This window comes from Candidatus Methylopumilus universalis, assembly GCF_006364435.1.
GTDB classification, from domain to species: Bacteria; Pseudomonadota; Gammaproteobacteria; order Burkholderiales; family Methylophilaceae; genus Methylopumilus; species Methylopumilus universalis.
Genome location: NZ_CP040977.1, coordinates 998,105 through 1,023,746 on the forward strand (window position 1 = coordinate 998,105; position 25,642 = coordinate 1,023,746).

At 36.9% G+C, this 25,642-nt stretch carries 30 protein-coding genes and 3 tRNA genes; 27 read left to right on the plus strand and 6 right to left on the minus strand.

The features are described 5' to 3' along the window. Positions 1 to 8: 8 nt before the first annotated feature. Both FIT70_RS05260 and FIT70_RS05265 read left to right on the plus strand, forming a co-directional pair. On the plus strand, positions 9 to 716 hold the full coding sequence (locus tag FIT70_RS05260) for a lysophospholipid acyltransferase family protein (protein WP_028818222.1): 708 nt from the start codon (positions 9 to 11) through the stop codon (positions 714 to 716). Continuing rightward, complete coding sequence (locus FIT70_RS05265) at positions 709 to 1,431, plus strand: M48 family metallopeptidase (protein WP_028818221.1); 723 nt, start codon at positions 709 to 711, stop codon at positions 1,429 to 1,431. The genes FIT70_RS05260 and FIT70_RS05265 overlap by 8 nt, the downstream gene beginning before the upstream one ends. Here FIT70_RS05265 and FIT70_RS05270 read toward each other — a convergent pair. Further along, entirely contained in the window at positions 1,428 to 2,003 is a 576-nt protein-coding gene (locus FIT70_RS05270) for an SCO family protein (protein WP_028818220.1), read from the minus strand. The genes FIT70_RS05265 and FIT70_RS05270 overlap by 4 nt on opposite strands. Before the next feature lie 100 nt (positions 2,004 to 2,103). Between FIT70_RS05270 and FIT70_RS05275 the strand changes: the two genes are divergently transcribed. Then, complete coding sequence (locus tag FIT70_RS05275) at positions 2,104 to 3,036, plus strand: branched-chain amino acid transaminase (RefSeq protein WP_223255700.1); 933 nt, start codon at positions 2,104 to 2,106, stop codon at positions 3,034 to 3,036. 3 nt (positions 3,037 to 3,039) lie between these two features. Next, positions 3,040 to 3,201 (plus strand): zinc-finger domain-containing protein, encoded by a 162-nt coding sequence (locus FIT70_RS05280; RefSeq protein WP_139868214.1) that lies wholly within the window; start codon positions 3,040 to 3,042, stop codon positions 3,199 to 3,201. Between the two features lies 1 nt (position 3,202). Here the strand turns inward: FIT70_RS05280 and murI are convergent, their stop codons facing one another. Further along, positions 3,203 to 4,012: a glutamate racemase gene (gene murI / locus FIT70_RS05285; RefSeq protein WP_139881765.1), complete on the minus strand. Its 810-nt coding sequence runs from the start codon at positions 4,010 to 4,012 to the stop codon at positions 3,203 to 3,205. A 79-nt stretch (positions 4,013 to 4,091) separates the two neighbouring features. Between murI and FIT70_RS05290 the strand changes: the two genes are divergently transcribed. From FIT70_RS05290 to FIT70_RS05340, 11 genes are all read left to right on the plus strand, one after another. Further along, on the plus strand, positions 4,092 to 4,640 hold the full coding sequence (locus FIT70_RS05290) for a cob(I)yrinic acid a,c-diamide adenosyltransferase (RefSeq protein WP_028818218.1): 549 nt from the start codon (positions 4,092 to 4,094) through the stop codon (positions 4,638 to 4,640). A gap of 15 nt (positions 4,641 to 4,655) precedes the next feature. Next, positions 4,656 to 5,918 (plus strand): polynucleotide adenylyltransferase PcnB, encoded by a 1,263-nt coding sequence (gene pcnB / locus FIT70_RS05295; RefSeq protein WP_139870568.1) that lies wholly within the window; start codon positions 4,656 to 4,658, stop codon positions 5,916 to 5,918. A 6-nt stretch (positions 5,919 to 5,924) separates the two neighbouring features. Then, positions 5,925 to 6,410, plus strand: coding sequence for a 2-amino-4-hydroxy-6-hydroxymethyldihydropteridine diphosphokinase (folK, locus tag FIT70_RS05300; protein WP_139881767.1), 486 nt, complete (start codon positions 5,925 to 5,927; stop codon positions 6,408 to 6,410). Next, on the plus strand, positions 6,407 to 7,054 hold the full coding sequence (locus tag FIT70_RS05305) for a deoxynucleoside kinase (RefSeq protein ID WP_028818216.1): 648 nt from the start codon (positions 6,407 to 6,409) through the stop codon (positions 7,052 to 7,054). Before folK ends, FIT70_RS05305 begins: the two co-directional genes overlap by 4 nt. Then, positions 7,051 to 7,806, plus strand: a complete 756-nt coding sequence (panB, locus tag FIT70_RS05310) for a 3-methyl-2-oxobutanoate hydroxymethyltransferase (protein ID WP_139931038.1) — start codon at positions 7,051 to 7,053, stop codon at positions 7,804 to 7,806. Before FIT70_RS05305 ends, panB begins: the two co-directional genes overlap by 4 nt. 3 nt (positions 7,807 to 7,809) lie before the next feature. Next, complete coding sequence (gene panC, locus FIT70_RS05315) at positions 7,810 to 8,646, plus strand: pantoate--beta-alanine ligase (protein WP_139931040.1); 837 nt, start codon at positions 7,810 to 7,812, stop codon at positions 8,644 to 8,646. Between the two features lie 49 nt (positions 8,647 to 8,695). Continuing rightward, positions 8,696 to 9,076 (plus strand): aspartate 1-decarboxylase, encoded by a 381-nt coding sequence (gene panD / locus FIT70_RS05320; protein ID WP_028818214.1) that lies wholly within the window; start codon positions 8,696 to 8,698, stop codon positions 9,074 to 9,076. 6 nt (positions 9,077 to 9,082) lie between these two features. Further along, positions 9,083 to 9,442, plus strand: a complete 360-nt coding sequence (gene rsfS, locus FIT70_RS05325; RefSeq protein ID WP_139868230.1) for a ribosome silencing factor — start codon at positions 9,083 to 9,085, stop codon at positions 9,440 to 9,442. Continuing rightward, the gene (rlmH, locus tag FIT70_RS05330) at positions 9,439 to 9,900 is read left to right on the plus strand and encodes a 23S rRNA (pseudouridine(1915)-N(3))-methyltransferase RlmH (RefSeq protein ID WP_139870574.1); all 462 of its coding nucleotides are present in this window, start codon (positions 9,439 to 9,441) and stop codon (positions 9,898 to 9,900) included. The genes rsfS and rlmH overlap by 4 nt, the downstream gene beginning before the upstream one ends. Continuing rightward, positions 9,893 to 11,299, plus strand: coding sequence for a cryptochrome/photolyase family protein (locus tag FIT70_RS05335; protein ID WP_189340846.1), 1,407 nt, complete (start codon positions 9,893 to 9,895; stop codon positions 11,297 to 11,299). Before rlmH ends, FIT70_RS05335 begins: the two co-directional genes overlap by 8 nt. 112 nt (positions 11,300 to 11,411) lie before the next feature. After that, positions 11,412 to 12,134: an MlaA family lipoprotein gene (locus FIT70_RS05340; RefSeq protein WP_139881775.1), complete on the plus strand. Its 723-nt coding sequence runs from the start codon at positions 11,412 to 11,414 to the stop codon at positions 12,132 to 12,134. Between the two features lie 11 nt (positions 12,135 to 12,145). On the opposite strand, the gene pmbA is transcribed toward FIT70_RS05340, so the two are convergent. Further along, positions 12,146 to 13,480, minus strand: coding sequence for a metalloprotease PmbA (gene pmbA, locus FIT70_RS05345; protein ID WP_139931044.1), 1,335 nt, complete (start codon positions 13,478 to 13,480; stop codon positions 12,146 to 12,148). Between the two features lie 75 nt (positions 13,481 to 13,555). Between pmbA and yjgA the strand changes: the two genes are divergently transcribed. Further along, positions 13,556 to 14,056 (plus strand): ribosome biogenesis factor YjgA, encoded by a 501-nt coding sequence (yjgA, locus tag FIT70_RS05350; RefSeq protein ID WP_139868240.1) that lies wholly within the window; start codon positions 13,556 to 13,558, stop codon positions 14,054 to 14,056. A gap of 2 nt (positions 14,057 to 14,058) precedes the next feature. On the opposite strand, the gene FIT70_RS05355 is transcribed toward yjgA, so the two are convergent. Beyond that, positions 14,059 to 14,814: a PDZ domain-containing protein gene (locus FIT70_RS05355; RefSeq protein ID WP_139868242.1), complete on the minus strand. Its 756-nt coding sequence runs from the start codon at positions 14,812 to 14,814 to the stop codon at positions 14,059 to 14,061. 56 nt (positions 14,815 to 14,870) lie between these two features. Here FIT70_RS05355 and mog point away from each other — a divergent pair, with 56 nt between their 5' ends. The 11 genes from mog (at position 14,871) to FIT70_RS05410 (ending at position 23,139) form a co-directional block, all read left to right on the plus strand. Further along, positions 14,871 to 15,446: a molybdopterin adenylyltransferase gene (gene mog, locus FIT70_RS05360; protein WP_139931046.1), complete on the plus strand. Its 576-nt coding sequence runs from the start codon at positions 14,871 to 14,873 to the stop codon at positions 15,444 to 15,446. Positions 15,447 to 15,448: 2 nt separating this feature from the next. After that, complete coding sequence (gene thiL, locus FIT70_RS05365; protein WP_139931047.1) at positions 15,449 to 16,393, plus strand: thiamine-phosphate kinase; 945 nt, start codon at positions 15,449 to 15,451, stop codon at positions 16,391 to 16,393. Further along, the gene (locus FIT70_RS05370) at positions 16,386 to 16,853 is read left to right on the plus strand and encodes a phosphatidylglycerophosphatase A family protein (protein ID WP_223257720.1); all 468 of its coding nucleotides are present in this window, start codon (positions 16,386 to 16,388) and stop codon (positions 16,851 to 16,853) included. Before thiL ends, FIT70_RS05370 begins: the two co-directional genes overlap by 8 nt. Further along, positions 16,850 to 17,350, plus strand: coding sequence for a CinA family protein (locus tag FIT70_RS05375; protein ID WP_139931051.1), 501 nt, complete (start codon positions 16,850 to 16,852; stop codon positions 17,348 to 17,350). Before FIT70_RS05370 ends, FIT70_RS05375 begins: the two co-directional genes overlap by 4 nt. Before the next feature lie 45 nt (positions 17,351 to 17,395). Next, positions 17,396 to 18,430 carry a recombinase RecA gene (gene recA, locus FIT70_RS05380; RefSeq protein ID WP_028818204.1) on the plus strand — a complete coding sequence of 345 codons (1,035 nt, stop codon included), beginning with the start codon at positions 17,396 to 17,398 and terminating at the stop codon, positions 18,428 to 18,430. A gap of 79 nt (positions 18,431 to 18,509) precedes the next feature. Next, positions 18,510 to 18,893, plus strand: coding sequence for a regulatory protein RecX (locus tag FIT70_RS05385; protein ID WP_223257721.1), 384 nt, complete (start codon positions 18,510 to 18,512; stop codon positions 18,891 to 18,893). Between the two features lie 7 nt (positions 18,894 to 18,900). After that, complete coding sequence (alaS, locus tag FIT70_RS05390; RefSeq protein ID WP_139931055.1) at positions 18,901 to 21,555, plus strand: alanine--tRNA ligase; 2,655 nt, start codon at positions 18,901 to 18,903, stop codon at positions 21,553 to 21,555. Positions 21,556 to 21,561: 6 nt separating this feature from the next. Continuing rightward, positions 21,562 to 22,785 carry an aspartate kinase gene (locus FIT70_RS05395; protein WP_139868253.1) on the plus strand — a complete coding sequence of 408 codons (1,224 nt, stop codon included), beginning with the start codon at positions 21,562 to 21,564 and terminating at the stop codon, positions 22,783 to 22,785. A gap of 49 nt (positions 22,786 to 22,834) precedes the next feature. Further along, positions 22,835 to 22,928, plus strand: a tRNA-Ser gene (locus tag FIT70_RS05400). 33 nt (positions 22,929 to 22,961) lie between these two features. Further along, a tRNA-Arg gene (locus tag FIT70_RS05405) sits at positions 22,962 to 23,038 on the plus strand. A 24-nt stretch (positions 23,039 to 23,062) separates the two neighbouring features. Continuing rightward, positions 23,063 to 23,139, plus strand: a tRNA-Arg gene (locus FIT70_RS05410). A gap of 87 nt (positions 23,140 to 23,226) precedes the next feature. Here FIT70_RS05410 and FIT70_RS05415 read toward each other — a convergent pair. Both FIT70_RS05415 and FIT70_RS05420 read right to left on the minus strand, forming a co-directional pair. Continuing rightward, positions 23,227 to 24,708, minus strand: a complete 1,482-nt coding sequence (locus tag FIT70_RS05415; protein WP_189340847.1) for an outer membrane protein — start codon at positions 24,706 to 24,708, stop codon at positions 23,227 to 23,229. 399 nt (positions 24,709 to 25,107) lie between these two features. Further along, complete coding sequence (locus FIT70_RS05420) at positions 25,108 to 25,554, minus strand: DUF6641 family protein (protein ID WP_139931059.1); 447 nt, start codon at positions 25,552 to 25,554, stop codon at positions 25,108 to 25,110. Between the last annotated feature and the right edge of the window lie 88 nt (positions 25,555 to 25,642).

A 25,642-nucleotide genomic window follows, 5' to 3' on the forward strand; every position in this document is an offset into this window, starting at 1 on the left:
TAAAAATAATGCTTTATTTAAGATCTATTATTTTTTTAATTGGTATGTGGATTTTTACTATTCCATTTACTTTGGCATCCCTTCTTACATTTCCGTTTCCAGCCATTACAAGGTATAAATTTATTTCAATTTGGGCAAAAACAATGCTATATTGGCTTCGAATTTCCTGTAATCTAAATTTTGTTGTCAAAGGGGAGCAAAACATAGGTTCAACTGCATCGATTGTACTTTCCAAACATCAATCAGCATGGGAAACGCTTGCTTTTCAAAAAATATTTCCTCCGCAAGTTTGGGTACTTAAAAAAGAATTATTATGGGTTCCGTTTTTCGGATGGGGCCTAGCCATGACATCTCCCATCGCCATTAATCGAAAAGCAGGACGTAAATCTCTAGAACAAATTCTTACGCAAGGTCTCGATCGACTTAAAAAAGGTTTTTGGATTGTCATGTTTCCTGAAGGCACGCGAACCCTTCCAGGACAAAAAGGTAAATATCACATTGGTGGCGCTTGGGTTGCTTCAAAAACAAATACGCAAGTCATTCCTGTTGCTCATAACGCAGGTTTATTTTGGCCAAAAAATTCAATTCTTAAAAAACCAGGAACTATCCAAGTCAGCATCGGCGAAGCTATAGATGTAAACAATAAGGAACCTGATGAAATTATTAGGCTTACTGAAAATTGGATTGAAAAAGAGGTTTTACATTTAAATGATTAATTTAAAACCTACCAATCTTGAGTTATTTTTACCTAGCGGTAAAAAAATTAAATACCTTCTAAAAAGAAGAAATCGAAGAACTATTGGTTTGAAAGTAGATCACGACGGCCTTGTTATTCATGCGCCTATTCTTATTCCTAGATCTCGCATTGAAGAACTTATTGCGCCAAAACTTGATTGGATTCAAGAGAAGCTGTCCCTTCAACTAAACAAGAAAAAGAAAATCAATTGGAAAACAGGTGAATTAATTCACATTTTGGGCAATAAAGTTATTCTCAGTCTTAAGGCGAGCAAAACAAATTCGGTTCTGCAAGATAAAGACATACTTCATGTCGATACAAATCGTGTGAATGATCAAGTACATTCCGCTAAGCTCGTATCCAAATGGTTAAAAGAAAAAGCATTGAAAGATTTTGTTCGAAGAGTAGAAGTATTTAGCGTTAAACTTAATGTTCATCCTTCTAGCGTTTACCTCTCAAATGCAAAATCTAGATGGGGAAGCTGTAACTCTAAAAGAGAAATTAGACTTAATTGGAGGTTAATCCAAGCGCCCCCACATATTATCAATTATGTGATCTGTCATGAATTAGCTCACCTAAAAGAAATGAACCATTCAAATCGTTTTTGGGAAGAAGTAGAAAAAGTACTTCCTGAATATCGCTCATCAGAAAAAGAACTCAAAACGCTCTCAAGCGACTTGTATCTTATTGGCTAAATAAGCTTTGCGAGGTCGCTCGCTAAGTCTTCAGGTTTTTGTCCGTTACTTATATGAAGCTTAATGCTCCCCTTCTTATCAATAACATACAAACCTGCACTATGATCAATCGTGTAGCCGGCTTTACTTCCGTCATTCACTTTTTTATTAAAAATCTTTAATTGATTTGCAACTTTATCGATATCACTCTCTGTTCCAGTAAGTCCTAGGAAAGAACTATTAAAGGTTGGAATAAATTTCTTCAAAACGTCCTCGGTATCGCGCGCTGGATCTAAAGTAATAAAAATAACTTGCACGGCTGAGGCTTTATCCTTGAGGAGAACCATTGTTTTTTTAAGATCAGTCAAAGTTGTAGGGCATATATCAGGACAATGCGTAAAACCAAAGAAAAGCACTACGACTTTACCTTTAAAGTCTTCTAAAGTTCTTATGCGCCCATTAAAGTCTTTTAAACTAAAAGCCGTGTCCATACGAACAGAGCTTATATCTGTACCCACAAAAGTCTGTTGATTAGAGTTTTGACAAGAGACAAGACAAATGAGGATTAAAAATAAAAGTACAATTTTTTTCATAATATGTTTCTCAATAAAAGCGATTCATTTTATCATGTTAATAAATGACAATTAAGCATCAAAGAAACCTAACGAAGATTCAACAATTTTAAGGAAAACTATGGCAATCCCAAGTTCAATGGAAGACCGTGACGGACACATTTGGTTTGATAACAAAATGACGCCTTGGCGTGAGGCTAAAACTCATGTGCTTACTCACACTCTTCACTACGGTATGGGTGTGTTTGAGGGAGTAAGGGCCTATAAAACCAATGAAGGCACTGCCATTTTTAGACTCAAAGAACATACGGATCGATTCTTTAATTCTGCGCATATTCTTGGAATGAAAATGCCTTATGACAAAAATGTCATTATGGATGCTCACAAAAAAGCCGTTAAAGAAAATAAATTAGAATCGGCGTACATTAGGCCTATGGCATTTTATGGCGCTGAAGCCATGGGAATTTCTGCAAAAACTTTATCGACACATGTCATCGTTGCAGCATGGGAATGGGGCGCTTATATGGGCAAAGAAGCGCTTGAAAATGGCATTCGCGTAAAAACATCGTCTTTTTCAAGACATCACGTCAACATCACCATGTGTAAAGCAAAAGCAAATGGTAACTATATGAATTCAATTCTAGCGCATCAAGAAGCATGTCAAGACGGCTATGACGAAGCATTATTACTTGATGTAAATGGTTTGGTTACTGAGGGTTCAGGTGAAAATATATTTATCGTCAAACATAACAAACTGATGACGCCTGATCTTACGAGTGCATTAGAGGGTATTACCCGCGATACGATCATTCAAATTGCAAATGATTTAAAAATACCAGTGATTGAAAAAAGAATCACACGAGATGAAGTCTATACTGCTGATGAAGCTTTCTTTACAGGAACAGCTGCGGAAGTTACGCCTATTAAAGAACTAGACAGAAGAATGATTGGCAAAGGCCATCGCGGAGAAATAACTAAAGAATTACAAAGTATTTATTTTGATGCTGTTACAGGAAAATCAAAAAAATATGCAGATTGGCTTACTCACGTTTAACACATGAATAATAAAGTGATAAGCGTAGATAAAAAAAGTCTTCCATTGTTTTGTCCTACGCAAAAAGAAAATTTATTCTCATCTCACCCAAGAGTGTTTTTAGATATCACGCAAACGGGCATGGTGTCCTGCCCCTATTGCGGTACAACTTATAAGCTAAAATAAATTAAACCCAAAGACCTCTGTAATTAAAGCTTTCCGGGCCTTGCCCCCACAGTTCCGCTATAACCTTATCCGCATTTTGATCTAAGCTATTTGTCCAGAAATGAGTTGTCCCTGAGGCGCTATTTTGATTTAGTAAATCCTTTTCTATTAATACATGTTTTAAATAACTTGCTACTGCATTGCCTGTATCTACAATCTTAATATGATCCGGTATTAATGTTTGAATTACGGGCTTTAAAAAAGAATAATGCGTACACCCCAATACTAGGGTATCAATTTTTTCCTTTAAAAGAGGGTCAATATACTTTTTTAAAAGTGCAATAAGCGCTGGACTCCCTAAATCACCTTGCTCAATAAGTTCAACCAAGCCAAAACATGGCTGCGTAATAAAATGAATATCATTACTATGGTGTTCGAGAAGTGCTGAAAATTTTGCACTTAATAAAGTGCCTGATGTTGCCAATATGCCAACTATTTTATTTTTTGACATCAGTGAGGCGGGCTTAACTGCTGGCTCCATACCTATAATCGGAAAATGAAAGCGTTCTCTAAGTATCTGAATTGAGGCAGCTGTAGCTGTATTACAAGCTACGACAATGCACTTAACGTCTTGTTTATTTAAAAAATCAAAAGCAGTTAAGACGCGACGCGTAATTTCTTCGTTTGATTTTTCACCATAAGGTGCAAACTTAGAATCTGCAACATAAATGAGATTCTCATGAAGCAAATGCGCTCTTATACACTTAAGAACTGAAATGCCCCCTACTCCGGAATCAATCACACCAATAGCATTATTTTGAGATGGAGACATGGGTTTAATCTAAAGTTTTATTCAAATCTAAATATAGATGATAGCAAGCTTAATGTACAATAGATTGAAAAGGAAAATCATGGGTTACCGTTTATCAAAAATATTCACCAGGGGTGGAGACAAAGGATCCACAGGCCTCGGCGATGGATCAAAGACCAGTAAATTTAGCGATCGTATCGTAGCCTTAGGTGCGATAGACGAGCTTAATTCAATGATTGGGCTTATGCTTACAGAAAGTCTCCCGCCAAAAATCAATAAAATTTTAACTGTTGTCCAGCATCACCTATTTAACTTAGGTGGCGAAATATCAATGCCAGGACACAAAATTATCCTAAAAAATGATGTTCTTGAATTAGAAGAAATTATCACCTCATACAATAAAGATTTACCACCCTTGAAAGAATTTATTCTTCCGGGAGGCTCAAGAGCTGCAGCATTTTGTCATATGGCCAGAACAATTTGCAGAAGATCCGAACAAGCTATATTTAAACTCAACGCAAAAGATCCGATTAACGCTTACTCTCTTCAGTTTATTAATAGGCTCTCAGATCTTTTATTTGTGCTTGCGAGAGTTATCAATAAACATAAAAAAGTTAAAGACGTTTTTTGGAAAAAAGATATTAGTTAATACAGATCTTCATTAATGTCATCGACCCCTCCTATACTTAAAGCCTTTTTTAAAAAATTTAAAAAAACTAAAAAATCTAACTTTGAAATCGATTTCAAAAAAATTGATATCAGTCTTATCAGCGTTCATGCAATCAAAACCATAGAAGTTCTAGAAGATAATGGTTTTGAAGCTTACCTTGTAGGAGGAGCAGTCAGAGATCTTCTTTTTGGGATTAAGCCAAAGGACTTTGACGTAGTTACAAACGCTACGCCCGATCAAATACATCATTTATTTAGGCGCTCTAGGATGATCGGACGACGTTTCAAATTAGTTCATGTGATATACGGACGAGAAGTCATTGAAGTCTCTACATACCGTTCCCAGCAAAAAGAAATTCCTCAGCCTGATGGTTCTATGATTAGGGATGATAATCATTACGGAACCATAGAAGAAGATGCGATGCGACGCGACTTCACTATTAATGCAATGTTTTATAGTCCAACGAATCATAAGCTTGTTGATTTTCATGAAGGACTAGAAGATCTTAAACATGGGATTATTCGGATGATTGGCGATCCAGAAAAACGCTATCAAGAAGACCCTATTCGTATCTTAAGAGCATTCCGTGTATGTGCAAAACTCAATATGACTCTTCATAACCCTTCAAGAAGTCCTATAAAAAAAATTATCCCTCTACTTCATGACATTCCTCATTCAAGGCTGTTTGATGAAGTTATTAAATTTTTCTTAACAGGTCACGCATTAAACAGCTATAAAGTAATGCAAGATGAAAGTATCTACTCACAGTTTTTCTTATCACCAACATTTAAATCAGAAGAAATTAATCTTTTCATTTCGAATGGCCTTAAAAATACTGACTTAAGAATTAACCAAGACAAGTCATGTAACCCGAGTTTCTTATTTTCATTTTTATTGTGGCATCAAGTTCATTTATTGTGGGACCAATACAAAGTCGAGCTTAAACATTCTATAGCCGGCCTTAACCAAGCGATTGATGAAGTGATCGAAAAACAAATTAAACTTTTCCCTATTCATAAACGCTTCACAATTACTATGAAAGAAATATGGCGATTGCAGCCACGATTTGAAAATCAATCTCCAAAAAAAATATACCGATTATTGCTTCATCCAAGATTCAGGGCTGCTTATGACTTTATGCTATTGCGATGTCAATCTAATCAGCTTGATCAGAGTATCGGCATATGGTGGACAAGTTTTATTGATGCTGATCACCATGAAAAATCATTAATGGTTAAACAACTTACCCGCAAATAATCAAAGATGGGCACCTTAGCTTACATTGCAATAGGAAGTAATCTTGCAAATCCACTAAATCAAGTTACCTCTGCATTCAATGAAATTGGAAACATGCCCAAAAGCAGACTTATAAAAAAATCAAGTTGCTATAGCAGTTCGCCTCTAGGTTATAAAGACCAACCCGACTTTATAAATGCTGTAGTATCAATTGAAACTGATCTCAGCCCTCATCAGCTCTTAGCGGAACTACAAATGATAGAAATCTCACACAAAAGAGAGCGTCCATTCCCTAACGCGCCTAGAACGCTTGATTTAGATATTCTTCTTTATGGGGACATGAGGCTGGTTGAGCCTAAACTTACGATACCGCATCCAAGAATGCATGAGCGGGCCTTTGTTATTTTCCCCTTACAAGAAATTAATGAAAATATTTCTATTCCCCCTTTCGGAGATATCGCTAAAATAGCCAAAGGATTAGACCCAGAAAATACTAAACGCATAACTCTATGAATATTTTTGATAGATTTCCTTATATCGTAGTTGAAGGGCCTATTGGCTCAGGAAAATCAACGCTAGCAAAAATTTTAGCTGACCGATTTTCAGTCAATTTTTTAAGCGAAAAAGCCGAAAAAAATCCTTTTTTGCCAAAGTTTTATGAAGACATGAAGCGCTATGCTTTATCAACTCAGTTATTTTTTCTTTTTCAAAGAGCGGATCAGATCCAAAAAATTTCACAGATAGATATGTTTAAAGAATCAACGATTGCTGACTTTTTTCTTGAAAAAGATCCTATCTTTGCAAAAATTAATTTAGATCAAGAAGAGTTTAATCTTTACCATCAAATCTTTTCCCACTTGCAATTAAAAGCTCCAAAACCAGATCTCATTATTTATATTCAAACATCGATAGAAACTCTAGAAAAAAGAATTAAAGATAGAAGTATTGATTTTGAGATGGATATTTCAACTGAATATTTAGAAGCGATTGCTGAATCATATAGCCAATTTTTTCATAGCTATGATCACTCACCTGTTTTAATTCTTAACAATGAAAATTTAAATATTCTCAAAGATAAAAATGCAATTGATCTCTTGGTTGAACGAATCATGAACATCAAAAGTAATCGTGAGTTTTTTAATCCTCAGCTTCTATGAACTCAATACCTCTTAAATCTACAGTAAAAAATGGTAAAAAAATTACTATTCTCACTTGCTACGATGCATCTTTTGCAATGCTCTTAGAGTCAATAGAAGTTGATGCTATTTTAGTGGGAGATTCTCTGGGTATGTTTATTAAGGGCGATGTGAATACGCATGATGTTTCTTTAAACGATATGATTTATCACACGAGAGCGGTCGCGCAGGGTGCTAAATCTACACTCATTATCAGTGATCTACCTATCCATACTTATGAGACCAATGACCTTGCATACAAAAGTGCCATAGCGCTTATTGAAGCAGGGGCACATATGGTTAAGCTCGAGGGTGGTGCATCATTGGCATCTATCGTTAGCCACTTAAAAACAAAAAATATTAAAGTATGTGGTCATATAGGATATATGCCACAAAGCATTAAAGATATGGATAGCAATGAAATTCAAACTTCATTAGAAAAAACTCTAAAAACTATTGTTGAGGATGCAAAAGCGCTTGAGAAATCTGGGGCCGATATGTTGGTGCTATCTTCTGTCCCTGAGGATGTTGCCAAGAGAATTACGCAAGAAATATCTATTCCGACGATTGGATTTCACTCGGGCTCATCATGCGATGGCGAGGTTTTTATTTTGTATGATTTATTAATAAATTCGAATACATCTCATGATCTTTATTTAAACAAAACATCCGCACCAAGTAAAAATAGCGACGTCAAAAACCTTCTTTTGCAGTTCATGAAAAATCATTCTTAAAGTATGGATGTCATTCATACTCAAAACCAATTAATTCAAACATTAAAGGGATTAACACATATTGCTTTTGTGCCTACCATGGGGAATCTCCATGAAGGCCACATTAAACTCATTCAAGAAGCATCAAAAGTTTCAAGAAATATTGTAGTGAGCATTTTTATTAATCCACTTCAATTTAACTCAAAAGAAGACTTTAAAAATTATCCGCGGACATTAAAAGAAGACTTATCTATACTTAAAGAATTGGACATACCTTTCGTATTTGCTCCATCCGAAGAAGATATTCTTGATTCATTAGAAACAATTGAAATTAAGCTCCCTGGCATTGCAAACGATTTGTGTGGAAAATTTAGACCAGGGCATTTTAATGGCGTTGCCACTATTGTCTGTAAATTATTTAACCTTATTCAGCCCGACATAGCTTTTTTTGGAAAAAAGGATTTTCAACAACTTTTTTTGATTAAAGCATTGGTAAAACAGCTTAACTATCCTATTGAAATTGTTGGAATCGATACAGTTCGAGATCATGACGGCCTAGCAAAAAGCTCAAGAAATAATTTACTTTCCCAGGAAGATAGAAAAAAAGCCCCTCAATTATTTGAGCAATTGAATACTATGAAGGAAAAGGTGATACAAAAAACTTCTTCATTTAAAGAAATTGAAGCGCACGCATTGAGCGTATTAAATACTTCTGGATGGTCAGTCGATTATCTATCGATTCGCTCAGCTCAATCACTTGAAAATCCAGTTCATGATGAAAATCAGATAGTTATTTTAGGAGCCGCCACCCTAGGGTCTGTTCGCCTCATTGATAATATTGAATTTTGCATCCAGGATTGAACTGGCTATAATAGAACATCCTATATACCTGGTTTTGTAGTCCAAATATATGCAAAGAATCATGCTCAAATCTAAACTTCATCGCGTTCAAGTTACGCACTCAGAACTTGAATATGAGGGCTCATGTGCGATTGATGAAACATTGCTTGAGGCAGCTCAAATTAGAGAATACGAGCAAATTGCTATCTACAATATTACGAACGGTGAACGTTTTACAACTTATGCTATTAGGGCACAAAGAAATTCAGGTGTTATTTCGATTAATGGAGCAGCAGCGCACAAAGCTAACCCTGGTGACCTTATTATTATTGCAACCTATGCAAATTACTCTGAGCTAGAGCTAGAAAAATACAAACCAGCGCTTATTTACGTTAACGAAAAAAACCAGATTATTGCAAAAAAAGATTTTATTCAGATTCAGGCTGCTTAATCAGCAATGACCTTGAATGATATTAAAAAAGCGGTAGTTGAGGCGCTTGAAGATATTAAAGCGTTTGATATTGAAGTGATTGATGTAAGAAAAATTACTACGGTTACAAGCTTTATGGTGGTCGCAAGTGCCAACTCAACGAGACAAACAAAAGCTCTCGCTCACAATGTTTGCGAAAAAATGAAGTCGCTTAATATTCATATTAATGGGGTTGAGGGTGAAAAAGAAGGTGAATGGGTTCTAGTGGATGTGGATGATGTCATTGTGCATATCATGCTCCCTACTACACGTGCCTATTATAATCTTGAGCAGTTGTGGATAGAGCCGCCAAAAAAATCTCCAAAAAAAATTAATTCGCTTCATTGAAAATTAAAATCATCTCAATTGGCAATAAAATGCCAGGCTGGATTAACGAAGCTTTTGACGGATACATTTCAAAGCTCAATCACGATTTTTCTCCTCAGCTCGTAGAAATCAAACCAGAAAAAAAATTTGACTCCATAGAGCAAAAAAAAATGAGTGAGGCTGAAAAAATTTTATCTCATCTCGACAAAGAATTTTTAATTGTGCTTGATGAAAAGGGAGCCCAGTTTACATCGCAAGAGCTGGCTCAAAAATTAAATCATTGGTCAGAACATTTCAAACATATTGCGTTTGTGATTGGGGGTGCTGATGGCATACATGATGACGTTCTTCAAAAAGCCAATCTTACATGGAGCCTATCCAAATCAACATTCCCCCACGCTCTTGTAAGGGTCTTAGTGGCAGAGCAGTTATATCGAGCCCACTCAATTTTAGAAAATCATCCTTATCATCGTGAATAAAAAATATAACAATTCACTTGTTTGGTTTAGAAGAGATTTGCGTGATTATGATCATGCTGCTCTTTCTCATGCGCTTCAAGAGTCTAAACAAGTTTTTTGTATTTTTATTTTTGATAAAGAAATTTTAGATGCGTTAAAAAATAAAGAAGATAGACGTGTCGAATTTATTTGGGAAAGCATTAAAGAACTTAAAGAAAGTTTTATCCAAAAAAAATCTGATTTAATTGTGATGCATAGCTTGGCTTCTGATGCAATTTCTCGTGTCATTGATCAATTTAAGATCGAAGCAATTTATACCAACAAAGATTATGAACCTCAAGCTATCAAACGAGATGAAGAAATAAAAAATATAGCGATTAAAAAAAATGTCGTATTTTATGGCTTTAAAGATCAGGTAATTTTTGAACAAGATGAGATTCTAACTGCGCTCGATAAGCCGTATACTGTTTTTACGCCTTACAAAAATAATTATTTAAAAAAACTTACTCAAACTACGATACCTCGCTTCGACATTGAGCCGTTTATCGAAAATCTTGCTCAATTTAAATCCGATCCACTATTGAGCCTCGAGGACATGGGATTTAAAAAAACCAATCTTCATCAAATAAAAATTCATACCGGTATGACGGGGGGAAAATTACTCGCCGAGGATTTTAAAGAGAGAATAGCGCTCTACAAAAAAACGCGTGATTTCCCAGCGGTTAAAGGTGTCTCATACCTTTCTGTCCACTTACGATTTGGCACGCTATCGATAAGACAGCTTGTTCGGCTAACTCAAGAGTCTTTTAGCGAAGGCGCTGAAACATGGCTTAATGAATTGATTTGGCGTGAATTTTATTTTCAAATTCTATTTCATCGTCCAGACGTAGCGCTTGGTAGAGCTTTCAAAAAAGATTATGAATCGATCGCTTTTGAAAATAACGCTGAATATTTCAAGGCATGGACAGAAGGCCAAACTGGATTTCCTATTGTAGACGCTGCGATGAGGCAACTTAACCAAACAGGCTTTATGCATAATCGACTTAGAATGATTGCCGCTTCTTTTTTAGTCAAAGATCTTCTTGTTGATTGGCGATGGGGCGAAGCCTATTTTGCAGAAAAGCTTATTGATTTTGACTTAAGTGCTAATAACGGCGGTTGGCAATGGGCAGCCTCTACAGGTTGTGATGCTCAACCATGGTTTAGGATTTTTAACCCAATTACGCAGTCCTTAAGATTCGATCCTCAAGGTAAATTTATTAAAAAATATATCCCTGAGCTTGATCATTGCAGTGATGATGAGATTCACGCTCCATGGCTTAGTCAAAACGCTCATAAAATAAGCTACCCAAAGCCCATCATTGATCATGCCTCCCAAAGAGTTAAAGCGCTGGCCCTTTATAAATCTGTCAAAAACTAGGCTGTTGTTTTTATGCTACGCCAATAGCCTCTAGGCTTTAATTTTCAATAAGTTATAGACAAAAAAACAACATTAATAGATAATTTGTCTAACATTAATGCGCCTTTTAGACATGACAAAATACATCAGCAAATTCCTCGTTGCAATCTTAGTTACTTTCGTCATGTTTGGTTGTGCTTCACAACAAAACAAAGACCCTCTCGAAGGCCTTAATCGTACAGTTTACAAATTTAATGATGTCGTTGACAAAGTGGCATTAAAACCTGTGGCTCAGGGCTACCAAGCAATTACGCCCACCCCTGTCCAAACAGGCGTGAGTAACTTCTTTAAAAATATCTTTGATGTCGTAACACTCGTAAACGAATTGTTCCAATTTAAATTCAAGCAAGCTGCTAATACAACGGGTCGAGTAGCCTTAAATACAACCGTGGGTGTGCTTGGCCTATTTGATGTCCATTCAAAAATAGGTGGCGCTCGTACAAAAGAAGATTTTGGTCAAACGCTTGGTTACTATGGTTTTGATAGTGGAGCATATTTAGTTCTGCCTTTCTTTGGTCCATCAAGCACCAGAGACGGCATTGGGTTGGCAACTGATGCATTCTTCTTTAATCCAATTGGTTATATCAATGATGACCCTGCAAGATGGGCTTTAATTGGAGCAGCTATAATTGATAGACGCGCCCAACTTATGGATGACATCGATATTCGAGATAAATCATTCGATCCTTATGCCTATATGCGAGATAGCTATATGCAAAACAGAGAAAACTTAGTTAAAGATGGCGTAGAAGATCCAAGTGGCGTTAAACCTTACACCATGCCTCTTGGCAACTAATTAGCCTTTTATCAACTAGAAGCAATACTCATTGATTCTAGTAAGATCGAACCCGTATGTTTCGATCCGTTTCTGTAAACATCATTTCCAATAGCTAAAATCTGTTTCAACATATCTTTCATATTGCCTGCAATCGTAATTTCTTCAACGGGATAAGCAATCACCCCATCTTCAACCCAAAACCCTGCAGCACCTCTAGAGTAATCACCTGTCACCATATTGATGCCGTGACCCAGTAGCTCTGTTACAAATAGACCTTTATGCATTTGTTTAATAAGATCTTTTAGGTTTTGATTGCCCGTCTTCACAATGAGATTATGCGCACCACCAGCATTCCCTGTTGATTGCATGCCAAGCTTTCTGGCGGAGTAAGAAGATAGAAGGTATCCATTGATTGTACCTTGGTTAACTAACAGTCTTGAATTTGTCGCTACCCCTTCATCATCAAACATAGAACTTGCATCTCCCCGCAAAAGGAAAGGGTCTTCTTCAATCGTTAATTGATCACTTGCTACTTTTTCGCCGAGCGAGTTTAGAAGAAATGAAGATTGGCGATATAAATTACCGCCAGAGATGGCCGAGATAAGAGATGAGATCAGTCCGGTCGCTATCGGTGCTTCAAAAATAACTGGCGCATGGCATGTCTGAATTTTTTTAGCGCCTAATCGTGAGAGTGTTCGTGTGCCTGCTAATTTTCCTACCGATTCAACTGACTCTAAATCTTCAACATGTCTTGCTGACGAATACCAATAATCTCTTTGCATCATCGACTTTTCTTCTGCAATCACAGAGCAGCCAATCGAATGTCTCGATGTGGGATAGCCTCCCATAAAACCATGACTATTAGCATAAATAAAAATACCCTCGGAAGATGAGATGCTAGCTCCTTCGGAATTTGTAATTTTTTGACTTACACCAAGCGCTGAAGCCTCACATGTTTTCGCAAGGTCAATCATATGGTCAATAGAGATGTCCCATGCATTATACAAATCAAGATCTTGCATGTTTGTCGCCATCAAATTTTTATCAGCTAAGTCAAAAAAAGGATCGGGCGCTGTATAGCGCGCAATATTAAAAGCAGCCTCTACGGTATCTTCAATACTTTGCATGGATAGATCAGATGAGCTTGAACTACCCTTCCGCTGGCCATTATAAAGGGTGACAGAAAATCCTTTATCTCTATTGATTTCAAGTGTTTCAAGCTCACCTAAACGTACAGAAATATTTTTACCTGTACCATAACTTAGCTCAACTTCAGATGCAGTAGCACCTATACTCTTTGCATAATGCAATGTGTGGTCAGCAATTTTTTTTAATTGTTCTAAATCAAATTGATTTTTTTTCATGTCTCTATAGGTAGGAAAGTAAACCCTGTTATCATAACTTAGAAATAGTCACTCTATTAAGTCACTTACATTCATATGGCAAAAGATAAAGATTTCGAAAATAATACCGTCAGCAGGACGCAGCTTAAACTTGAGGCTGAAAAACTTCAATCACTTGGATTGAAATTATGTGATTTATCAGTATCCAAATTAAAGGCTTTGAATTTACCACCCGATTTATTCGAAGCAATTATAGCCATGCAAAAAATTACGAGTAATGGCGCCAAAAGGCGTCAGAGTCAATATATTGGCAAGCTCATGAGAAATTTTGATGCTACTGAATTAAATACGATTATGACTTTTTGGGATCAGCAAGAAATTAAAGAAAAACAACATTTTCACAATGTAGAATTGTGGCGGAAAAAATTAGTTGAAGATCCTGGAAGTGTTAATGATTTCTTAATTAAGTTTCCTACGGAAGAAAAATTAATTTTATTAAACACAATCAAAGAAGCAGTTGAAGAAAAGACTAAAGATAAAGCGCCTAAATATAGTCGAGAATTATTTAAGCTTATAAAAAAAATTATAGAGAAATAAAACTATCTGCGGTTAAGTTCAGTAACTACAACCTTTTCCTCATTATCTCTTGCATATTTAATTTTCACTTTATTGCCTTGCTGTTTGAATACTGATTTAGCGAACTCTTCAGGCGACTCAGTATTAACATCATTTAATACAAGTATCACATCACCTTTTTGAATGCCTGATTTAAAAGCGGGTGAATCTTTAATCACTGCAATGACTTTCAAGCCCGCCTCTTCCTTCTTCTCTTTGGTGTCTGAGTTTTTCTTAATTAACTTAATGACATGTAATCCTAAAATTGGCTGAGGGAGCTTGGCCCAATAGGTTGCATAAAAGTCAAACTTACTATTTTTATCTTGTAAGTCCGCTTCACTCACTTCAATCACACTATTTTTTTCACTCTTGCTGCTTTTTTTCATTTCAGCATGAATCTGCCTTAAGCGCTCTGTTCGGGTCATTTCATTAATTTTACGATCGTAGACTAAAACCACGTCTGCTTCGATCGATTGGGCATGTTTAAGCGCTTGGTTAGGTTCCGTAAAAGGCCCCTGAAATGCAGAGGTTCCCATAAGGTCATAGCCATCTTCTAACATTCTAATATTATCTTTTTCTTTATTCATGCCAGCATAAATTTTTGTATCAGGCTTTTTTTGCAACGAATGAAGACTGTCATTACTTTGCGTAAGATAATTTACTTGAAATAGATTGGTCTCTTCAGCAAATGCCAGAGTGCTTAATAAATTGAGGATGACAAAAATAAGTTTAAATTGCATAGAATTCCCTTAAAGCGATAATGTTATGATCGAACTTTCACTAATTATGACCCATCATGAAAAATAAGTTCACTAAAATTGGACTCATTTCAATTAGCGATCGAGCTTCAAAAGGCGAATACGAGGATCAAGGCATTCCTCATCTGAAGGCTTGGCTTCAAAAAGCCCTCATTTCACCCTTCGAAACGATAGAAAAAATTATCCCTGATGAAAGACCAATCATTGAATCTTCTTTAATTCATTTTGTAGATATCGATTTATGCGATCTTATTCTTACGACAGGCGGAACAGGCCCTGCTATAAGAGACGTCACGCCTGAGGCCACCTTAGCAATTGCGGATCGTGAGATGCCGGGCTTTGGTGAGCAAATGCGTCAAATCAGCTTACATTTCGTTCCCACTGCCATTCTATCGAGGCAGGTTGCAGTTGTGCGTAAAAATACCCTTATTATTAATTTGCCTGGCCAACCTAAATCTATTGCGCAAACACTTGAGGGATTGAAAAATGACCAAGGGGAAGTGATGGTGCATGGCATTTTTGCGTCCGTGCCTTATTGTATTGATCTTTTAAATGGCTCTTTTATTGAAACACATCAAGATATCGTGAAGGCTTTTAGGCCTAAAACTAAATAATTATGTCCTCAGAGTTCGAAATTATTGATCAATACTTTAAGAAAAAAATGAAACAGACTTTGCTGGGTGTGGGTGATGATGCAGCAATTATTCATATCAAAAAAAATCGTGAAATAGTGATTTCTTCCGACATGCTTGTAGAAAATGTTCACTTTCTAAAAAATACAAATCCAGCTCACTTAGGCTGGAAATCTCTTGCAGTTAATTTATCTGATATTGCAGCGATGGGCGCCATACCTAAATGGGCGACTTTATCGATTTCGCTTCCTAAAATAAATCATGGCTGGCTAAAAGAATTCTCAAAAGGCTTTTTTAAATGCGCTGATCAATTTGGTATTGATCTTATTGGTGGTGATACTACAAAAGGTCCTCTTACAATTTCAATCACGATCATGGGCGAAGTTAAAAAAAATAAAAGTCTATTAAGGTCTGGTGCAAAAATAAATGACGATATATGGGTGACTGGACAATTGGGGATGGCCTCCATGGGCTTGGCGAGCCTCCAAGGGAAGTTAAAACTTGCTCCTTCTTTAAAAGTGAAATGTATAAAAGCGCTTGAAACGCCTTCACCTAAAGTTTTAATTGGCTCCCATTTATCTCGCTATGCGAATAGCTGTATTGATATTTCTGATGGCCTCATTCAAGACTTAAGTCATATCTTAAAAGCTTCAACTGTTGGCGCTAGTCTTTTACTTAATGAAATCCCATGTGATCAATTTATTCATACATCAAAAAAATATCAACTTGCATTAAATGGTGGTGATGATTATGAATTACTATTTACAGCATCGAAAAAGCATAGGCTCTCTATAGAAAAAATTGCAAAAAAAACGAACACAGCTATTAGCGTCATTGGTGTTATCACTCAGAACAAAACACTAAAAATCATGGATCAAAAAGGCAAATCCATATCATTCAATAAAAAAGGATTTGATCATTTTGCCTAATCTTAAATTTCTAATAAAGCATCCGTCATATTTTTTAGCTCTAGGTTTTGGTGCGGGACTTTCAAAAAGAGCGCCGGGCACGCTGGGGACGCTTGTAGGAATTCCTATTTATTTATGGGCATCGTCGTATAGTTTTTCCATACAGATGATGATGGCCTTGGTGTTTACAATTTTAGGCGTCTTTATTTGTAATCAAACAGCACTTGCACTTAAAGTTAAAGATCCAAGCGCTATTGTGTGGGATGAAATCTCCGCTTTCTTTTTAATGTTAATCATTGCGCAACCCCTTTTAAATGCTTTCAAAATTTTTGAGTTATTTGTGCTCTTTAGAATCTTTGATATTTGGAAGCCTTTTCCAATCAATTATCTAGATAAGCATATGGGGGGCGGATTAGGTATCATGCTTGACGATTATGTTGCTGCATTTTTTGCACTACTTATTTATTTCTCAATTCAATGACGCAAACAATGATTCAAGATATCTGCCTTGAGCTTGGCAATGCGCTCACGAAAAAAAAATTTCGGATAGCGCTTGCTGAGTCATGCACCGGGGGGTTAGTTTGTCAGTACCTCACAAATATTCCTGGTAGCTCTGTCTGGTTTGACCGAGGATTCGTGACATATAGTAATGAATCAAAAATTGAATTACTTAAAGTCAGTCAAGATACACTTTTAAAATTTGGTGCAGTCAGTAAAGAAGTTGCTTCCGAAATGGCATTAGGCGCTCTTAACGAGAGCCATGCTCAAATAGCTTTATCAATTACAGGCATTGCAGGTCCCTCAGGAGGGTCTATTGAGAAGCCTGTCGGTACTGTTTTCTTTGCTATCGCCCATCAAAATAAGATTATTTTTAATGCTTCAAAAGTCTTCCCTGGATCGAGGGAATATATACGTGAATCTTCTTGTCTATTTGCCCTAAATCAAGTCTTAGCGCTTACTTTAAACCCCCAAGTATGAAATAATTATTAGTGATAAAAACACTTTAATTAAAGGCAAATTTAGATGGATGACAATAAAAGTAAGGCACTCGCTGCCGCATTAGCGCAGATCGAAAAACAATTCGGAAAAGGCTCCGTCATGAGGATGGATGATTCCGATGTTATCCAGGACATTCAATCCGTTTCAACAGGTTCCTTAGGTCTTGATATTGCGCTCGGCATAGGTGGCCTTCCTCGAGGACGTGTGGTTGAAATATACGGTCCAGAATCCTCAGGAAAGACGTCTTTAACACTCTCCGTCATTGCACAAATGCAAAAGCTTGGCGGTGTGGCTGCCTTTATTGATGCTGAACATGCACTTGATCCTCAATATGCTGCCAAATTAGGTGTCGTGGTTCCAGACTTACTCATATCTCAACCAGATACAGGCGAACAAGCCCTTGAAATTGCAGACATGCTTGTCCGCAGCGGGTCCGTGGATATTGTCGTCATTGACTCTGTCGCAGCATTAACACCGCGTGCCGAAATTGAAGGTGAAATGGGCGACTCTCATATGGGTCTTCAAGCGCGTCTTATGTCACAAGCCTTAAGAAAATTAACCGGCAACATTAAAAAAACAAATACGCTTGTCATATTCATTAACCAAATTCGTATGAAGATTGGTGTGATGTTTGGCAACCCAGAAACGACGACGGGCGGTAATGCTTTGAAATTCTACGCGTCTGTGAGGCTTGATATTCGCCGTATTGGTGCAATCAAAAAAGGTGATGAAGTCGTGGGTGCTGAAACAAGAGTTAAAGTGGTTAAAAATAAGGTGGCGCCTCCATTTAAACAGGCTGAATTTGATGTGCTTTATGGTGAAGGCATTTCAAGAGAAGGTGAAATTATTGAAATTGGTGCCCAATTAAATTTCATTGAAAAAGCAGGGTCATGGTATAGCTATAACGGTGAGAAAATTGGCCAAGGCAAAGACAACGCCAGAGAATTTTTAAAAGAAAATCCAAAAATTGCTCAAGAAATTGAAGATAAGATTAGGGCAAACTCATCAGCCCTCAACGAGGCGATGACTGCACCGCAGGAAACAGACGAAACTGAGTAACACAAAAAACAATCCATTAGTTTTACTTAAAAAAAGAGCGCTGTATTACCTAGCAAAAAGAGAGTATTCACATCTCGAATTGAAATTGAAATTAAGTGAGTACGCTCATACGCTCGAATTTGATGAAGACGCACTAGATCTTTTTATATCATCTCTAGTGTCAGATGGATGGCTGTCTAATGAGCGGTATTGTGAACAATTTATTCATGCAAAAAAAAATAAATTCGGACGATATAAGATCATTCGAGAACTTGAAGAAAAAGGAATAGAGCAGGCACTGATAGAACAGTTCATAGACCCTCTTAAAAACCAAGAATTATTATATGCAAAACAAGTGTGGCAAAAGAAATTTAAACTCCTCCCATCTTCTAAAGAAGAATGGTCAAAACAGGCTCGCTTTTTACAAAGTCGCGGGTTTGATGTTTCGCTTATAAAAAAAATATTGAATGCCAAGGAAGAATAGCTAGCGTATGTCAACTGCATCAAATCATCCATTTATTTCTAGCGAAGAAATTAGAAATACTTTCTTAGATTTTTTCAAGAACAAACAACATCAAATTGTAGCTTCAAGCTCATTAGTGCCTGGCGAAGATCCTACTTTATTATTTACAAACGCAGGTATGAATCAATTCAAAGACGTGTTCTTAGGATTTGATAAACGTACATATGCCAGAGCGACTTCAAGCCAAAAGTGTGTCAGAGCGGGCGGCAAACATAACGACTTAGAAAATGTAGGCTATACCGCAAGGCATCATACTTTTTTTGAAATGCTCGGCAATTTCAGCTTTGGTGATTACTTCAAAAAAGATGCGATCCAATATGCCTGGGAACTTCTCACGGAAATTTATAAAATCCCCAAAGAAAAACTCCTTGTAACTGTCTATAGTGAAGATGATGAAGCATACGATATCTGGGCTAAATCAATCGGCATTCATCCAGACAAAATCATTCGTATTGGTGATAACAAGGGTGCTAAGTATGCATCAGATAATTTTTGGATGATGGGTGATACAGGTCCATGTGGTCCATGTACTGAAATTTTTTATGATCACGGAAGCCATATCCCAGGTGGTCCCCCTGGATCTAAGGATGAAGACGGCGATCGATTCATTGAAATTTGGAATATTGTTTTTATGCAATATAACCGCGATGAAAAAGGTGTCATGCATGCATTACCAAAACCTTCAGTCGATACAGGTATGGGCTTAGAGAGAATATGCGCAGTCCTTCAGGGCGTTCATGCAAATTATGAAACCGATTTATTTGTGCCGTTGATTCAATCAGCTGCAACTATTACAAAAACATCAGACATCCATCACCCTTCATTAAAAGTATTATCAGACCATATTCGCGCTTGTACATTTTTAATTTCAGATGGTGTGATTCCCGGTAACGAAGGTCGTGGCTACGTTCTAAGAAGAATTATCCGTAGAGCTATAAGACACGGCTACAAACTAGGTTGTAGACAACCTTTCTTTCATAAATTAGTTGATGATGTGGTCCGCATGTTAGGTAAGGCATATCCTGATATCGAAAAAAATAAAAAAAATATTTCGTTGTCTCTCAAGCAAGAAGAAGAACGATTCTTTGAAACCATTGAAAATGGCATGAATATATTAGAAGAATCTATTCAAACGCTTGTTAAAAAAAATCAAAAGACTTTTGATGGTCAAATTGCTTTTAAGCTACATGATACTTTTGGATTCCCTCTCGATCTAACCGCCGACATTTGTCGAGAGAAAAATATCTCCATCGATCAAAAAGGTTTTGATCAAGCGATGGAAGCCCAAAAATCTATGGCTCGATCTTCTAATAAATTCAAAATGAAGATAGATGTTGACTATAACGGTGACGCTACAAAATTTACTGGTTACGAAGCGATAGAGTGCAAGGCAAAAGTATTAGCTTTATTTAAAGATGGTGAGTCGAAGACAGAGCTTCTTAAAGGTGAATCTGGCATTGTCATTCTTGATACCACACCCTTCTATGCAGAATCCGGCGGCCAGGTTGGCGATAAAGGTTTTATTAAAACCTCGAATAGCTCTTTTAAAGTTGAAGATACACTAAAAATCAAAGCTAAAATTTTTGTGCATTATGGTGTGGTTGAAACAAATAGTTTAAAAGTGTCTGATGAAGTCATAGCATCCGTTGAGAATGATTCAAGAAAAAATATTATGCGAAATCACTCAGCGACTCATTTGTTGCATAAAGGGCTTAAGAACACATTAGGCTCACATGTAGAACAAAAAGGTTCGCTTGTTGATGAATCGAAAACACGTTTTGACTTTTCACACCCCAAGGCTTTAACTTCTGATGAAATTAAATCTGTTGAGATGTTTGTGAACCAAGAAATACTAAACAATACAGATACGGAAGCCAAAACCATGCATCTCGATGATGCTAAAAAAAGTGGTGCCATGATGCTCTTTGGTGAAAAGTATGCTGACGAAGTCAGGGTGCTTAGCATTGGATCAAGTAAAGAACTTTGCGGCGGCACCCATGTAAAAAGAACTGGGGATATTGGCGCTTTCAAAATTATCTCTGAGACAGGCATTTCCTCTGGCATTCGACGCATTGAAGCGACGACAGGATTTAATGTGATTCATTATATGAATGAACATGTTTCAATCATTGATCGTTTAGCACACGATCTTAAAGTCCCCTCCTCCGAACTTTTAAGTAAGATTGATCAAATTCAAGACCTGATGAAAGAGCAAGAAAAAAGTATTCAACAACTCAAATCAAAAATTGCTTCTTCTGAAAGCGGTAACTTATCTAAAAAAGCTATCTCTGTAGGAGAAGTGAAAGTTGTGATGGAAAAACTAGGCGCTTCCGATGCGCAAGCATTAAGAGAGACCATTGATAAACTTAAATCAGAACTCAAAAGTGCAGTTATAATTTTAAGTGGCGTTGATGAGGGCAAAGTAACCCTTGCAGTCGGCGTGACTCAGGATCTTGTGAACAAAATAAAAGCAGGCGAAATTGCAAGTGAGCTAGCTATTGCAATTGGCGGTAAAGGTGGCGGTAAGCCTGATCTTGCAATGGCTGGCGGATCAAAACCAGAACTCCTTGATCAAGCCTTTAATGATTGCTTAACTAAAATAAAGAAAATAATACTTAACTAAATATCTATGAGTTTAATTGTACAAAAATATGGTGGCACATCGGTTGGAACGCCAGAAAGAATTCGGGCTGTTGCAAGACGTGTCGCTCGATATAAATCGCTCGGACATCAAATCGTTGTCGTGGTTTCTGCCATGTCTGGTGAAACGAATCGACTCATTGGCCTTGCTAAAGAAATTATGGCAGAACCTGATCCACGTGAGTTGGATGTCATGGTCTCTACAGGCGAGCAGGTCACTATTGGTATGACAACACTTGCTTTAATCGATCTTGGCATTAAAGCTAAAAGCTATACCGGTTCCCAAGTAAAAATTCTGACTGATGACGCTCATACGAAAGCTAGAATTTTGAAAATTGACCATCACAATATTCAAGAAGATTTAGATCAAGGTTATGTTGTGGTTGTTGCTGGATTCCAAGGTGTGGATGAACAAGGTAACATCACCACCCTCGGGCGCGGCGGTTCGGATACAACGGGTGTTGCGCTAGCCGCAGCTCTTAAAGCGGATGAATGCCAAATCTATACCGATGTGGATGGTATTTATACAACCGATCCTAGAGTGGTGCCTGAAGCTAAGAAATTAGATTCAATTACTTTTGAAGAGATGTTAGAAATGGCAAGTCTAGGATCAAAAGTACTTCAAATTAGATCAGTCGAATTTGCAGGTAAATACAAAGTTAAATTAAGAGTGTTATCAAGCTTTGAAGAAGAAGGTGACGGCACTTTAATTACATTTGAGGAAAAAAATAATATGGAAGATCCCATTATTTCAGGTATTGCTTTTAATCGCGATGAAGCCAAGGTAAGTATTCTTGGCGTGCCAGATAAGCCAGGTATTGCTTATCAAATATTAGGCCCTATTGCAGATGCCAATATCGATGTTGATATGATTATTCAAAATGTAGGCGCTGTTGGAACAACTGACTTTACATTTACTGTGAATAGAATTGATTTAAGCAAAGCCTTAGGCATTCTTAATGAAAAAGTTAAGGGTCACGTGGGCGCTAGAGAAGTAAATGGAAACGATAAAATTGCAAAAGTATCTATCGTAGGCGTTGGTATGCGCTCACACGTAGGTGTTGCAAGCCAAATGTTTAGAACATTATCCGAAGAAGGTATTAATATCGACATGATCTCAACGAGCGAAATTAAAATTTCAGTGCTTATTGACGAGAAATATCTAGAGCTTGCAGTCAGAGCCCTTCACAAAGCATTTGGACTTGACGCATAAGCCCTAGAAATTGATTTTTAAAGCAATTTAGCGTATCGTTCGCGCTTCTGGAGAGCTGGCCGAGTGGTCGAAGGCACTTCCCTGCTAAGGAAGCATACGGGCTTAAACCTGTATCGAGGGTTCGAATCCCTCGCTCTCCGCCATTATTCAATATCATTAAGTTATAATGTCACCACGCGCCCGTAGCTCAGCTGGATAGAGTACTTGGCTACGAACCAAGGGGTCAGGAGTTCGAATCTCTTCGGGCGCGCCACTTTTTATCATCTCTACTATTTATGCGCCCGTAGCTCAGCTGGATAGAGTACTTGGCTTCGAACCAAGGGGTCAGGAGTTCGAATCTCTTCGGGCGCGCCACTTTAATAAAAAGCTAAATAATGGGTAAATTAGCCTATAACTTCTTCTCATGTATCTATGGGCATCAAATTTCTAATTTGGATAGGATTAAAATTTATAAGATAATCCAAGACTACCGATGGTTGAATCAGCATCAAATGCAACAGGGGAAACATTTTCTCTGCTATAAAATACTCTTTGCACTTCAAGATTGCCATAAAAGTTATCTGCAATAAGTGTTCTAAATCCAATACCGATACCATAACCATCAAACTTTTTGGTATATCTACTATTGGCTGTTCCTAATTCATTTCCATCTAATGTATTAATATTTTCAAATTTTGTTTGGTGATAAGCGAGTTTTATATATCCAAGAGAACTCTCTGATAATTGATAAGCAGGGGCTACAAAAAGTGAATAATGATTTTTTTCTTTAACTTTTACTTCACTACCGATTCTTCCATAAACTCTAACAATGTCTGAATCATTAAAATCATAAGTACCGCCTAATAAGAATAATGCTCTATCAGAGACTCTGAAGGCATAATCACCAAAGATACCTATACCTAAATTTTGCTGTCCAACACCATCAAGATTATTGGCTATACCATTTATTGTTGTTGATGTTTTTATTGAAGTTGATTTTAAAAGTCCATTAATCCCAAGAGATAATCCATTGAATTTACCTTTAGAGTTTTCTGCTATGAAAAGCTGCTTCCTATCATCCGCAAAACTATACCCCAAACCAAAACTTCCAACCGTAGACCCTGTTCCTAAATTTGATAGAAAGAATGAGTCATCGCTATACATGATTCTTTGAATTTCAATATTGGCAAAGATATTATTAGTTAGATAGCTTCTAGCACCAATGCCAACTCCATAACCATGAAGACTCTTTGTTCCTTGTGAGTAATTAAAATCGTTTGAGTGTTCAATTTTAGAATTATGGTACGCTAATTTTAAATATCCCGATGTGTCAGAGGATAATCTATAAGTCGGAGCGACAAATAATGAATAATGATTTTTTTCTGTGGCTCTTACACTTCTAATTTTATTTATATGAATCCCACCATTTGCATTTAATAAATCATTATCATTAAAATCCATAGTGGCGCCAACTAATAAGCCGAATTTATTATCTATTCTAAATTCATAGTCAGCTTGTAGGTTTGTAATAAAATTTTGTTGTCCTAAACCATCAATACCATAATCACCTGCCTTAACTTTTGCAGTCGTAGATTTAAATTGCCCATTAATACCTACAGATAAGCCATTGAAATTACTACTTTCCTCAGAGCTTACTGACTTAACTTTTATTTGCTGTTTTTTCTCATAATCGTTAGGGCTTGCTTGCAGCTCAATTAACTCTTTATTTTTACTACTCTCTCCGGCAAGAATGTAATCTTCAATTTGTTTAGCGGTCTTTAATACCTCATCTACTGAAGCATTCTTTCCTTTGAGTAACTCCATGGCTTTTGCAAGAGAATTCTCACGGATCCTTGCTAATGTTTCATTGTTAGCAGCTAAAGAAGTTGATATAGATAGGACAATTAATGCTCCAAGCAAAGCTATATTGATTATTTTTTTCATATGCATTTCAAAATAAATTAGTAAACTTCAGTATACATAATTGATGTGAAATATAATGATTTATCAATCTGATATATCTATGATGATTCATACAGATACAAAACGGAGAAATTGACCTGCCCCCTCAGAACCTAAATAAGATACATATATATAGTAAGAATTAGTTCAAGCGCAGTCTAGGCGCAGTCTGTGAGGTAATGTGAGATGGACTTTGTATGGTTAATACTTCAAAGCCCTTGATATTATTGGTGGGTCGGGCGGGATTCGAACCCACGACCAACGGATTAAAAGTGCTCCACTCCCTTGGTAGAGTAGGCGACCCAAGTGTTTCAGAGCCTTGGTTTCGAAAGTACCTTTTTCTGTCAATGTACGCATCCATGAAAATCCACAGCACTAAAATCAGTTAGTACGCTTGTGAATCCTGCGACTGATGATGTCTGCAACAAAGTTTAAACTGTCATCCAATTCCCCCTCTGCAACAGCCTTTTTAAGCGTTTCTACAGCCGTTTCTAACTCTGTGAGTGTCTTAGCCTCAAAGCCTGTTTTGCCTTTAGCAATTTCTAATCGTTTACTTCCGTATTTAATTTCAAATACCAAATTGCCACTTTCTGAAGTGAACCACCAAGGCTTGAGACGTCTTTGTTTAGCTAATTCCACCCTTTCTCCACTATCCTTCTTTAAGCTTACATATTTTGTCTGAACATATTCTTCGCCTTTAATCTTGGCTTTTACACATTGAAGTTGGTCATGAAGTTTAGAGATAAGTTTATTACGACGAATCACAATACTTGGCTGTGATTTGGGGCGAACAACACTAACCGCTTTGAGTTCTGAGAGAATTGACACGATTGACTCCTTATAAAGTTTATATTCATCATCGATGCTATATAAACGATGCGAAGAGTCGATCGTTTTTATGACTTTTCCAAGATAA